The organism is Plantactinospora sp. CNZ321, from assembly GCF_004217235.1.
Map to the genome: position 1 here is coordinate 6,649,389 of NZ_SHKQ01000001.1, position 11,890 is coordinate 6,661,278.

Annotated in this window: 12 protein-coding genes; 6 read left to right on the forward strand and 6 right to left on the reverse strand. The window is 71.2% G+C overall.

Annotated features, from left to right (window positions below; genetic code table 11):
- Positions 1-2: 2 nt before the first annotated feature.
- A complete protein-coding gene (locus tag EV371_RS28780; RefSeq protein WP_207230635.1) occupies positions 3-224 on the forward strand; it encodes a DUF6104 family protein in 222 nt (73 codons plus the stop codon).
- Between the two features lie 485 nt (positions 225-709).
- Here EV371_RS28780 and EV371_RS33590 read toward each other — a convergent pair whose 3' ends face one another.
- Positions 710-880 (reverse strand): hypothetical protein, encoded by a 171-nt coding sequence (locus tag EV371_RS33590; protein WP_165436863.1) that lies wholly within the window; start codon positions 878-880, stop codon positions 710-712.
- A gap of 125 nt (positions 881-1,005) precedes the next feature.
- On the opposite strand from EV371_RS33590, the gene EV371_RS28785 reads away from it, so the two are divergent.
- The 3 genes from EV371_RS28785 to EV371_RS28795 all read left to right on the forward strand — a co-directional run bounded on the left by EV371_RS28785 (position 1,006) and on the right by EV371_RS28795 (position 5,575).
- Positions 1,006-3,264, forward strand: coding sequence for an MMPL family transporter (locus EV371_RS28785; protein ID WP_130464812.1), 2,259 nt, complete (start codon positions 1,006-1,008; stop codon positions 3,262-3,264).
- A 130-nt stretch (positions 3,265-3,394) separates the two neighbouring features.
- Positions 3,395-4,381 carry an alpha/beta hydrolase family protein gene (locus EV371_RS28790; protein WP_349339248.1) on the forward strand — a complete coding sequence of 329 codons (987 nt, stop codon included), beginning with the start codon at positions 3,395-3,397 and terminating at the stop codon, positions 4,379-4,381.
- Between the two features lie 180 nt (positions 4,382-4,561).
- Entirely contained in the window at positions 4,562-5,575 is a 1,014-nt protein-coding gene (locus EV371_RS28795) for an alpha/beta hydrolase family protein (protein ID WP_349339247.1), read from the forward strand.
- A gap of 113 nt (positions 5,576-5,688) precedes the next feature.
- On the opposite strand, the gene EV371_RS28800 is transcribed toward EV371_RS28795, so the two are convergent.
- The 4 genes from EV371_RS28800 to EV371_RS28815 all read right to left on the reverse strand — a co-directional run bounded on the left by EV371_RS28800 (position 5,689) and on the right by EV371_RS28815 (position 10,271).
- Complete coding sequence (locus tag EV371_RS28800; RefSeq protein WP_130464814.1) at positions 5,689-7,119, reverse strand: hypothetical protein; 1,431 nt, start codon at positions 7,117-7,119, stop codon at positions 5,689-5,691.
- A 233-nt stretch (positions 7,120-7,352) separates the two neighbouring features.
- On the reverse strand, positions 7,353-8,315 hold the full coding sequence (locus EV371_RS28805; protein WP_207230636.1) for a zinc-binding dehydrogenase: 963 nt from the start codon (positions 8,313-8,315) through the stop codon (positions 7,353-7,355).
- Positions 8,316-8,444: 129 nt separating this feature from the next.
- Positions 8,445-9,668 carry a malic enzyme-like NAD(P)-binding protein gene (locus EV371_RS28810; RefSeq protein WP_130464816.1) on the reverse strand — a complete coding sequence of 408 codons (1,224 nt, stop codon included), beginning with the start codon at positions 9,666-9,668 and terminating at the stop codon, positions 8,445-8,447.
- 240 nt (positions 9,669-9,908) lie between these two features.
- Complete coding sequence (locus tag EV371_RS28815; RefSeq protein WP_486484826.1) at positions 9,909-10,271, reverse strand: S24/S26 family peptidase; 363 nt, start codon at positions 10,269-10,271, stop codon at positions 9,909-9,911.
- Between the two features lie 83 nt (positions 10,272-10,354).
- Here EV371_RS28815 and sodN point away from each other — a divergent pair, with 83 nt between their 5' ends.
- Together sodN and EV371_RS28825 are read left to right on the forward strand one after the other, a co-directional pair.
- A complete protein-coding gene (gene sodN / locus EV371_RS28820) occupies positions 10,355-10,762 on the forward strand; it encodes a superoxide dismutase, Ni (protein ID WP_130464817.1) in 408 nt (135 codons plus the stop codon).
- Positions 10,763-10,892: 130 nt separating this feature from the next.
- Positions 10,893-11,300 carry an ATP-binding protein gene (locus EV371_RS28825; protein WP_130464818.1) on the forward strand — a complete coding sequence of 136 codons (408 nt, stop codon included), beginning with the start codon at positions 10,893-10,895 and terminating at the stop codon, positions 11,298-11,300.
- Between the two features lie 186 nt (positions 11,301-11,486).
- Here the strand turns inward: EV371_RS28825 and EV371_RS28830 are convergent, their stop codons facing one another.
- Positions 11,487-11,888, reverse strand: coding sequence for a hypothetical protein (locus tag EV371_RS28830; protein ID WP_130464819.1), 402 nt, complete (start codon positions 11,886-11,888; stop codon positions 11,487-11,489).
- Between the last annotated feature and the right edge of the window lie 2 nt (positions 11,889-11,890).

Below are 11,890 nucleotides of genomic sequence, written 5' to 3' on the forward strand. Positions count from 1 at the left end.
ATATGCAGGGGCCCTTCCTTGCAACACCGTCGAGAGAGGACGCCGTGTACTTCACCGACCGAGGCATCGAGGAACTCGTCGATCGCCGGGGCACCGAGACGGTCACCCTGGAGTGGCTCGGCGCGCGGCTGCGCGACTTCGTCGACCTGCACCCGGAGTTCGAGACGCCGGTCGACCGGTTCGCCACCTGGCTGGCCCGACTCGACGACGAGGACGACCTCTGACGGCCTACCCTGGTTTCAGGTCAGGCACCGGAGAGTCGGCGTTGTCGTCACGCGCCATGTGCTTCCGGCCTCACCGCTACCAGGGCGAGAGGTTCGGGTGACCGGGATCGTCGAGGTTCGAGAACTCTCATTCTCGTACGGGAGGTGTCGGGTCTTGACCGACGCCAGGAGCTACCTCCAGTAACCCGAGCGGATTCCAGTAACCCGAGCGGAGAAGACGTTGAGCGACGTCGCCAGACCTGGCACGTGCCGGACGACCTCGCTCGCCGGCTCGCCGAGCCGCTGTTCGGCGCGAGCGACGGAGGACACCTCGGCGCCTGAGCACTCGCCGCGCCGGTGACCTCTCAGCAGGACAGCGACGACCCACCTGGAGATCGTGCTACTTCAGGGAAAGAGTGCCTTCCGGCGCCGGGTCAAGGCACTCTTTCCCTGAAAGCCCCAACAGGCAGTTCGGCTGAGCGCCAGCCAACCGACCAACAGGCAGCTCAGTCGAACGCCAGCCAGCCGACCAGCGCGGCCAGCACGACGACCACGACCGCGATCCCGACGATCAGCGGCAGCCTGGACGGCGGCTCGGCGGCCGACGATTCGGGAGAGTGCGCGAAGGCCCGGAACGCCTCGGTGTTGCCGCTCGGGTCGGGGTGCTGATCAGCCATGCGGAGCACGATAGCGAACCGGGGCACGGTCGGGCCTGCCCTACCTCGCCCGGCGTGGCCGCCCTACCCCTGACCTGGGTGCTCGCCGGATCGAACCCGACCGGTCCGGCTCATAGCGTCAGGGCATGACCACGTCGACCACTCTGCCACCGCCGGCCACCGGCACCGCCGCAGCTCCGGCGAGTTCCCGCAAGGGAAACCTGGCCGCGAGAATCGCCGGCTGGAGCACCCGGCACCGGGGCTTCGCCGTCCTCGCATGGCTGCTGTTCGTGATCGCGGCGACCGCGCTCAGCGCCGTCGTCGGCACGGTCGAGGCGAAGGACAGCGAGTACGGGCACGGCGACTCCCGCCGGGCGGACGAGATCATCGCCGCCGCCGGCTTCCCCGACCGGGCCGCCGAGATGGTATTGATCGAAAGCGACAGTCTGGTCGCGGAGGATCCCGCCTTCCGGGCCGCGGTCGCCGACACGGTCGCTGCCGTCGAAGGCACCAACCAGGTCCTCGACGTACGGTCGGACGCGGTCTCCGCCGACCGGCACGCCGTACTCGTCACCTTCGACCTGACCGGGCCGGCCGACGGCGCCGCCGACCGGGTCGGGCCGGTACGCGAAGCGGTCGCCGCCGTGCAACGCGACCATCCCGGGTTGTACGTGGCGCAGACCGGTGGGGCCAGCATCGGCGAGGCGATCGGCCGGACCCTGGACGCCGACATGCACCGGCTGTCGATGCTCTCCATCCCGGTGACCCTGGGCATCCTGCTGGTGGCGTTCGGGGCGCTGCTCGCCGCCGTGCTGCCGATGGGGCTGGCCCTGACCGCGTTCCTGGCCTCGCTCGGGCTGCTCGCCGCGGCCAGCCGGTTCGCACCGGCGGTCGACACCACCATGCACCTGATGCTGCTGATGGGGCTCGCGGTCGGGGTGGACTACTGCCTGTTCTACCTGCGGCGGGAGCGGGACGAGCGGGCCCGGGGCGCCAGTGCCGAGCAGGCGCTGGCGATCGCCGCCGCCACCTCGGGACGGTCGGTGCTGATCTCGGCACTGACCGTGATCATTGCGATGTCCGGAATGTTCCTGACCCAGGACACCACCTTCATCAGCCTGGCCACCGGGACGATCCTGGTGGTCGCCACCGCCGCCGTCGGATCGCTCACGGTACTGCCGGCGGTGCTGAGCAAGCTCGGCGACCGGGTCGACCTGGGCCGGGTACCCGGGCTCTACCGCCGGCAGTCGAGCGGCCGGTTCTGGCGCACCACCATGAACGTGGTGCTGCGCCGGCCCGGGATCTCCGCCGTACTTGCCGCCGTCACCCTGCTGGCCCTGGCCGTGCCACTGCTCGGGATGCGGACCGCCGAGGAGAACATCACGGTGCTGAAGAACCCGGCGCCGGCACTGAGCGCTTTCCTCCGGGTCAACGCCGCCTTCCCCGGCGGCGCCGAGCCGGCGGTGGTGGCGATCAAGGCGGACGACGTGACCACCCCGGCGCTGACCGCCGCGATCGACGAACTGAAGACCCGGGCCCTGGCCACCGGGGTGCTGCACGAGCCGGTCAGCGTCGAGGTCAACCCGGACCGGACGGTCGCGCTGGTCCGGGTGGGGCTGGCCGGCTCCGGCGTCGACGCCGCCTCCGAAGCGGCGGTACGCACCCTGCGTGAACAGGTCGTCCCACGCACCGTGCAGGGCGTGGACGGAGCCGAGGTACTGGTGACCGGCCGGGCCGCCGACTCGGTCGACTTCAACGCGGCGATGGGCCGCAGCGTGCCGCTGGTGTTCGGGTTCGTCTTGGGGCTGGCGTTCCTGCTGATGCTGGTGTCGTTCCGGTCGCTGGTGGTGGCGGTGACCGCGATCGTGCTCAACCTGCTCTCGGTGGCCGCCGCGTACGGGCTGCTGGTGCTGGTCTTCCAGCACGGCTGGGGGGAGGCGCTGCTCGGCTTCGAGTCGGTCGGCGCGATCACCAACTGGGTGCCGCTGTTCCTCTTCGTGATCCTGTTCGGCTTGTCCATGGACTACCACGTCTTCGTGCTCAGCCGGATCCGGGAGGGGCACGACCGGGGCTGGCCGAGCAAGCTGGCGGTCTCCCGGGGCATCCGGGGCACCGCCGGGGTGATCACCAGCGCCGCCATGGTGATGGTCGCGGTCTTCGCCCTCTTCACCACCGGGACGTTGGTGTCGATGAAGGAACTCGGCTTCGGCCTGGCCGTCGCGGTGCTGATCGACGCCACCATCGTCCGGGCGGTACTGCTGCCCTCGGTGATGGTGCTGCTCGGGGAGCGGAACTGGTACCTGCCCCCGTGGCTGGGCTGGTTGCCCCGGCTCTCCCCCGACGAGGTCCCGTCGGGTGGGCTGCCGCAGGGCGTGCCCGTCGGGATGGGGCCGGCGACGCGCTGAGCCGACGCGCCGCGGATCGTCGCGCGACGGCAGATCGGGGGCGGGCGGTGGGACGAACCGTCCGGGTGGGCGCCGCACGAGGACCGGAAAGTTGGCCTCGTACGGCGTTCCGCCGTTTAGCGTCGAGGCTGTGCGCGTGCACTTCAGGGTCTCGGGGCTCTTCGTCCTGCTGCTGCCGATCGCGCTCGTTGCCAGCGGGTGGGTGGTGGCCGCTCCGGCTCCCGCGGCACCGCCCGGTTTCGCCCCGGACCGAACGTACGCGGTCGGCGTGCGCACGTTCGACCTCGGTCGCGGCACCGCCCGCCCGCTCCGGGTCACCGTCTGGTATCCGGCCCGGGACGACAGCCCGCGCAGTTCCGGTGCCGGGCCGGCCGCGCCCCGCCGGGACGCCCCGGTCGCGGCTGGCCGGTTTCCGATCGTGTTGTTCAGCCACGGCCTGCACAGCCTGCCCGAGCTGCACGCCCCGCTGACCACCCGGTGGGCCGCCGCCGGTTTCGTGGTCGCCGCCCCGGCCTACCCGCACACGAAGCGCGCGGCACGCCGGTTCGACCGGGGGGACATCCGCCGCCAGCCGGGTGACGCCCGGCGGGTGATCCGGTACCTCACCCGGCTGGACCGGGCCTCCGGTGACCGGTTCGCCGGGCGTCTCGCGGTGACCCGGATCGGCGCGGTCGGCCATTCGGCCGGCGGCTACACCACCGCCGGCCTGTTCGCGCCGGGGCATTCGGCGCGGCTGCGTGGCGGAATCGTGATCGGCGGCGCCGGCATGCCCGGGACCGCCTTCGGCGGGCCGGCGGCGCCGCTGCTCTTCGTGCACGGCGACGCCGACCGGGTGGTGCCGGTGAGCCGCGGTCGGGACGCCTTCCGCCGGGTGCCGTGGCCGAAGGCGTTCCTCACGGTACGCGGCGGGGGTCACGGCGAGTATCTTGTCCCGGGCCGGCGCGGCTTCGCCCAGACCCTGGCCGTGACGACGGAGTTCCTGCGCTGGACGCTCTACGGCGACACCCAGGCCCGGCGCCACCTCCCGACCAGCGCCAGCTCCGAGGTCACCGTCTTCGCCGACCGTCTCGACCGAGACCTCTCGACCGAGACCTCTCGGCTGAGACCTCTCGGCTGAGCCTTTCCGGTGGAGCCTCCCGACCGAGGCACGCCCGCTGAGCCTTCCCGACCGAGCCTTCCGACCGAACCTTCCGACCGAGCCTTCCCGATCGAGCCTTCCCGACCGGGAGGCCGGCGGGTACGCCTGGCCGGGAATCGGTTGGCCCGACCGGCCGGTGGGCGGGGCAGAATCTGTCTCATGCCCCGACGTTCCCCTCCCGCCCGTGCCATGTTCGCCGCGACGGTGACGGCGGCGCTGGTCGCGATCCTGGCGGGCTGCTCCGCCGGATCCGGTCGCTCGGTCGCCGACCGGCCCGCGCCGACCGAGAGCCCGACTCCGGTCGTCACCACCCCGGCCGGCCAGCCCCCGGCCGGCCAGCCCCCGGCCGGCGTCGCACCGAGCCGGCGATTCGCGGTCGGCGTGCGGGAGCTGACCTACAACCGTGGCGGCGACCGCAGGCTGCCAGTCACCGTCTGGTATCCGGCGCAGGGGAGCCCGGGCGGCGGGGTGGACCGGGGAGCCGAGGTCGCCGACGGACGCTTTCCGGTGGTGGTGTTCAGCCACGGCCTGACCGGCCGGCCGGCGGACTACCGGGCGCTGCTGGTGCGCTGGGCGGCGGTGGGCTTCGTGGTGGTGGCGCCGACCTATCCGCACACCAGTCGGGGCGCGTCTGACGTGCAGGTGCTCGACGTGATCAACCAGCCGGCCGACGCGTCGTACGTGCTGACCCGGGTGCTGGCGCTGGACGGCGTGGCCGGCGATCCGCTGCGCGGCCGCATCGCCGTCGACCGGGTGGCCGCGGCCGGGCACTCGGCGGGCGGCGTCACCACCATCGGGCTCTTCACGGCTGGGCGGGACGCCCGGCTCGACGCCGGAATCGTGCTCGCCGGCACCGCTCTCGGCGTCGGCACCGAGTTCAGCGGTGCGGCCGCGCCGCAGCTCTTCGTGCACGGGCAGCGCGACGACGTGGTGTCGTACCGGGCCGGCAAGGCGGCATACGACCGGGTCCCCTGGCCCAAGGCGATGCTGACGCTGCCGGACGGGGATCATGTCGGTGGGCTGCTCGGCAGCGGCGAGCGGGCGCTCGACCTGATCACCGACACGACCGTCGAGTTCCTCCGCTGGACCCTGTACGGCGACGACCGGGCGCTGCGGCGGCTGCCGGCCCAGGCGACCCGGGGCGGGCTGGCCTCGCTCGACAACCAACTCTGACTGAAGGACGCCCGTCAACTCCGATAACACCCGCCCGACGTGCCGGCCTCCCGGACCCCGGACGGCCGGGCGCGGCCGGTCCTGGCCCGACCGGCCGCGCCCGTGAGGGATGGTCAACCCACCACCGGTCTCCGGTTGTCCGCGTAGAGGTTGGTCGCCCGGTCCCAGCTGATACCACGCTGGTCAGGTCGGGCTATCACGCCATATCTGTGGTTTCGCCCAAAGACATTGCCGGTCAGTCTGATGTTGGCGGCATTGAGGTCGGCGCGCACGCCGATGGAATAGTTTCCGCCGTTGCAGTAGTTTCCCTCGAAGACCAGATTCGAGACGATCGGCCCGGTGGTCGACCCGATCATGAGACAGGCGTTGAACGGATCCCTGGTCACCGGGTTGTACGCCTCCAGCGTGTTGCGCCGGATCACGATATTCGAGGCGCCGGTGGTCTGGAGCGTGTCGTTGTGCGATCCCGGTCCCCGGGTCAGGTGGTGGATCCAGGAATCCTCCACGACCACCTCACTGCCGAGTCGGGGCCCGTCTATGACGTTGCTGATGTCGACCCGGCGCAGGGTGTATTCACCACAGCAGACCGCCGCGGAGTTCTTTCCCATGCCGTTGATCTCGACGTCCTCCACCACCAGGTTCACGGCGTTGATCGTGCGAATCGAGTAGATCCCGTCGCAGGTGATACGGGATTTGCGAAGTACGACGTTCTTGGCGGTGACGGTCACGCAGCCGGTGATGTTCAGCCCGCTGAGCACCTGGCCATCCTGGGTGACCTTGATCGAACCCGAGGCCCGGAGGGTGGTGCCGGCCGGCACGCCGGTGTTGTCGGGGCCGGGGAGGGCGGCGGGAGCCCGACTGGCTTCCGTCCTGGTCACGGTCGCGGCGGCCGCATCCGTCCCCTCCGGGGAGTCCTCGGGCGCCGGGGTCGTGGGCTCGGAGGTCGGCTCCGACCGGTTCTCCGAGGGCAGGTCACCGGCGGCCACCGGCTTCCCGTTCCAGGTGGACATGACGATCGTCGCGGGCGCCTCCGGCGAGTGCATGAAACCGTTCTTGCAGCCGGACACGCGCACCTTGCGGGCCGTATAGTTGCCGAAGACGAGACCATTCGTCTCGGGTCGGGTGCACTGAATCCTGGTGTTCTCGACCAGCGCCCCGGAGAAGCCCTCGAAAATCCGTACGGCGTGCGCCCCACCGTACTTGATCGTGCTGTTTCTGATCGTTACGTCGTCCGCCTTGATGTGCACGTAACCATCGATCTTGCGGCCGTCCAGCACAGTCCCGTTCCGGGTAATGGTCATCGACCCGTCGCCACTGCTCGCGACGGCGACGCCGATCCCGGCGAGAATGATCCCCAGCGTCGCCGAGCCCACCAGCAGGGATCGGGGCGTACGCCAGGCGCGCCCGAGATCACGCCGGGATGGCGGTCTTTGTCGATTGTGCTTGCCCGCCACAGAGAAACTCATCAAGATCCGACTCCTTCGCCGTACATATCGTCCACGATCAGAGGGGCGGAACGGGACGACTGTACCCGCCGACCCCAAGGCGACGGAGACACGAAGGAATGGACGGGAATCCAACCTTTATTTTTCCTGAAGTCGGGCTTTAGTCCGACTTTCCGGTGCATTGCGCGGTACTTATCCTGCCCGGCCGTCCCTTTTGATTAGGGGCGAAACGTCCGGATTTTCAAATCGCGTCACCGCGCGTGTTCGGATCGTGATCACACCAGCTCGGCCCGGGAACGGCAGGTCAGGGCCGGCCGGGAGGAGTGCCTCGCCTACGCGGCGTGGTCCAGCACCACCTTGCCGAACACGTCCCCGGAGAGCAGACGGGCGAAGGCCGTACGGGCCTCCGAAAGGGGATAGGTGCTGTCGATCACCGGCCGGATCCCCCGTCGTACCAGCAGACCGAGCAGATCGGCCAACTCGGCCGGCGTACCCATGGTCGAGCCGAGGATCTCCAACTGCATCGCGAAGACCCGGCGGAGGTTGACCGCCGGCTCGTACCCGGCGGTCGCGCCGGATACGACGATCCGGGCGCCTGGGGCGGCCGACTTCATCGAGTGGTCGAAGGTAGCGGCGCCGACCGTCTCGATCACCACGTCCACCCGCTCCGGCAGCCGGGCTCCCGGCTCCAACGCGGTCGCGCCCAGCGCGGCGATCCGCTCCCGCTTGCCCGGGTGCCGGCTGGTCGCGTACACCCGCTTGCCGAGCGCCACCGCGAGCATCACGGCGGCGGTCGCCACGCCGCCGCCGGCCCCCTGCACCAGCACCGACTCCCCGGCCTCCACCCGTCCCCGGGTGGTGAGCATCCGGTACGCGGTGAGCCAGGCCGTCGGCAGGCAGGCTGCGTCGGCGAAGGAGAGCCCGGACGGCTTGGGCACCAGGTTGGCGCGGGGCACCGCGACCCGCTCGGCGAGCGTTCCAGGATGCCGTTCGGAGAGCAGCGACAGCCCACGGGGATCGGCCGGATCCGGGATCACCGGGTACACCACGACCTCGTTGCCGTCCGGGTCGACGCCCGCGGCATCGCAACCGAGGATCATCGGCAGCCGGTCGGCCGCCAGCCCGACCCCGCGTAGCGACCAGATGTCGTGGTGATTGAGCGAGCTCGCCCTCAGCTCCACCGTCACCCACTCCGGCTCCGGATGGGCCGGCTCGGGACGATCCCCCACGACCAACGCGGCGAGCGGATCGTCGGCGTCGAACATCGAGGCGTAGACGGCACGCATGATCGACACGTTACACCCGACCGAGAACGGCCGCCCCACCCGTCAGACGTGCGCCTCCGCCGTCCGAACGCGGCCCGACCATTCGAACGCGGCCCGACCATCCGAACGCGGCCGGGCCATCCGAACGCGGCCCGACCGTCAGGCGTGGGCGACGCCGTCGCGGCGGGCCGCCTCGGCGACCGCCTCGGCGACCGCCGGCGCGACCCGGGGGTCGAGCGGCGACGGCACGATGGCGTCGACCCGCAGCTGCCCCGGCTCGGAGCCGCTCCGCGGTTCCCCCTCCGACCACGCCGCCTCGACCGCGACCGCCGCGATCGCATCCGCTGCCGCCACCTTCATGCCCTCGGTGACCCTGGTCGCCCGGGCCGCCAGCGCGCCCCGGAAGATGCCCGGGAAGGCGAGCACGTTGTTGATCTGGTTCGGGTAGTCGCTGCGGCCGGTCGCCACCACCGCCGCGTATCGGGCGGCCACCTCGGGATGCACCTCGGGCGTCGGGTTGGCCAGCGCGAAGACGGCACCGCCGGGCGCCATCCCGGCCACCGCGTCCTCGGGAATCTGCCCACCGGAGACCCCGATCAGCACGTCCGCGTCGCGGAGCGCCTCGGTGATCCCGCCGACCCGGCCGGCGGCGTTGGTCAGCTCGGCCAGCTCGGCCTTTGCCGGGGTCAGGTCCGGTCGGCCCGCGTGCAGAACGCCCCGGGAGTCGCAGACCACCATCTCGGCCGGGTTCACCCCGCCGACCGTCAGCATCCTGGTCACCGCGACGCCGGCCGCACCGGCACCGCTGACCACCACCCGGAGGTCGCCGAGCTTGCGGTTCAGCAGCGTCGCGGCGTTGCGCAGCGCGGCGAGCACCACGACGGCGGTGCCGTGCTGGTCGTCGTGGAAGACGGGGATCGGCAGCGCCTCGTCCAGCCGGCGCTCGATCTCGAAGCACCGGGGGGCACTGATGTCCTCCAGGTTGATGCCGCCGAACGACGGAGCCAGCGCGGTCACCACCGCGACGATCTCGTCGACGTCCTGGGTGTCCAGGCAGACCGGCACGGCGTCCACCCCACCGAACTGCTTGAAGAGCACCGCCTTGCCCTCCATCACCGGCATCGCCGCGCGCGGGCCGATGTTGCCCAGCCCCAGCACGGCCGACCCGTCGGTGACCACCGCGACGGTGTGCGAGACCCAGGTGTAGTCGTCCGCCAGGGCGGGGTCGGCGGCGATCGCCTCGCAGACCCGGGCCACCCCCGGGGTGTACGCGAGGGAGAGGTCCTCCCGCGTGGCCAGCGAGACGGTCGAGGCGACCGCCAGCTTGCCGCCCCGGTGCAGTTCGAAGGCGGGATCGGACGGGTCCACGGCGGCGGATGACATGGTGACTCCAAGGATCGCGACGATGCATTCCATTGAACCTTTTTCAACCTCCCCTTGCGGTCCGTCGGAGCGCAAGGTCGGACGCGGTGTGTGAGCGCCGCGCGGTTCAGGTTGAAAAAGGTTCATTCGAGAGGCGGCCGGTTGGACGCGAGATCGGCGAGCGCCGGCAGCGGTGCGGGGGTCACCCGGGTATGAACTACAGAGCATAGTGGCGCCAGGGAACGCGGTTGCCCGGCAGGGTCATACCGACCGGTAGCGGAACCACCTCGGGCGGGGCCAGTAGCGGGCCACCACCCGGCCGAGGACGTCGGCCACGCCGTACGCCCGGGAGTCGTCCGTCACCAGCGCGTTGTCGCCGCGCAACTCCCAGCCGCCGTCGCGGGGGCGTACCGCGCGTTTGACCACCAACAGGTCCGGCCGGGTACGGAAGACGCCGACCACCAGGTCACCGGTGCGGACCGCCCGGCCGCCGCGCCGGACCAGCAACGCGTCGCCGTGCCGCAGGGTCGGCACCATCGACGGCCCGACCACGAGTACCGCGAAGAGCCGAGCACCGGATCGGCCGCCAGCCGCCGCACCGGGAATGGAGGGGCCGGTGGGCACCGAGTTTCACCTCCGACCCTTCGGGGACATACCGCAGGAGTACTGTCATCCTGGATCATCACAGACGTGCCTTGGAGGATCCCATGCGCCTTCCACGCATCCTTACACCACGCACTGTCGCCAGTGCGCACTGCGACCTTCCCTGCGGTGTCTACGACCCGGCGCAGGCCCGGATCGAGGCCGAGTCGATCAAGGCAATCGACGAGAAGTACGCGGCGAACACCGACCCCGAGTTCCGTACCCGGGCCCTGATCATCAAGGAGCAGCGTTCCGAGCTGGTCAAGCACCACCTGTGGGTGCTCTGGACCGACTACTTCAAGCCCCCGCACTTCGAGAAGTACCCGCAACTGCACCAGCTGTTCAACGAGGCCACCAAGCTGGCCGGGGGCGGCGGGGGCACCAAGGCCACGACCGACGCGTCCAAGGCCGACGAGCTGCTGCAGAAGATCGACGAGATCGCGAAGATCTTCTGGGAGACCAAGCAGGCGTGAGTTCCGCCGGCCCGCCGGCCCCCGGTCCGGCGGGACGTCGTCGACGAGGTGCCGGCCGGACCAGTCAATCCGGCCGGCACGTACGTCGACGCGACGGCCCGGTAGAGTCCGAGACGGGGGGACTGGCCTGGTGACTTCGCTGAGCACACCGCCGACGACCGGCGACGACGTCGTACTGCTCACCGTGCCCGCCGACGGTGGCTTCCTCGGCGTACTGCGGACCGCGACCGCGGGCCTTGCCGCCCGCCTGCACTTCGCCCTCGACGAGATCGAGGATCTGCGCATCGCCGTCGACGAGGCCTGCGCCATGCTGCTGGCCGTCACGACCCGCGACGCGGAGCTGGACTGTCGGTTCTCGGTCACCGAGGACGCGCTCACCGTCGAGGTCGCGGTGCCCACCGCCCGCGGGGCGCGGCTGCCAGCGGAGTCGTCCTTCGCCTGGAAGGTGCTGACCGCGCTAACCACCTCGGCCACGGCGACCGTGACCGGCGACCGGGCCACCATCACGCTGTTGACCCGCCGCGCCGCCGCGGTCTGAGCCCCGGGGCGCCACCCCTCCGCGGACCACCTGATCCACCGCCGACCTCCGCCGACCACCTGTCCCACCGCCGACCACCTGACGGGCATCGGCGCATCGCCCGCGCAGTGACGGGCATCGGCGCGTCGGCGCATCGCTCGCGGGTGCCGGCCGGCCGGTCCGGCCTCGACCTGTCGGATGCCCCGGTCAGGCCCGTTCGGTGTCGAACCCGAGCGCCCGGTTCGTGCCCGTGCTGATCAGCAGGCCGACGACCAGCAGACCCAGCGCGATCAGTGGCCCGCCCAGCCAGGCCAGCCCGCCCATGATCATGAAGTAGCCGATCGGCAGGAGCATGAGCTGCAGCACGATCGCCGGAGCCCTGGCGGCCGGGCGTCGCCGGTCGAGACCGGTACCGAGCGCCCAGAGCACCACCGCACCGCCGGCCGCGAAGAGGGTGACCAGGAGCGCGGAGAGCAGGTCGGCCGCGGTAGCGGTGAACAACTCGTAGACCAGGAAGAGCGTCAACAGGGCCAGCCCGATCCCCTCGGCGCGCAGCAGCCACACCGCCCAGCGCAGTGCACCGGGCGCCGGTTCGGGGTCGCTTGTCACGG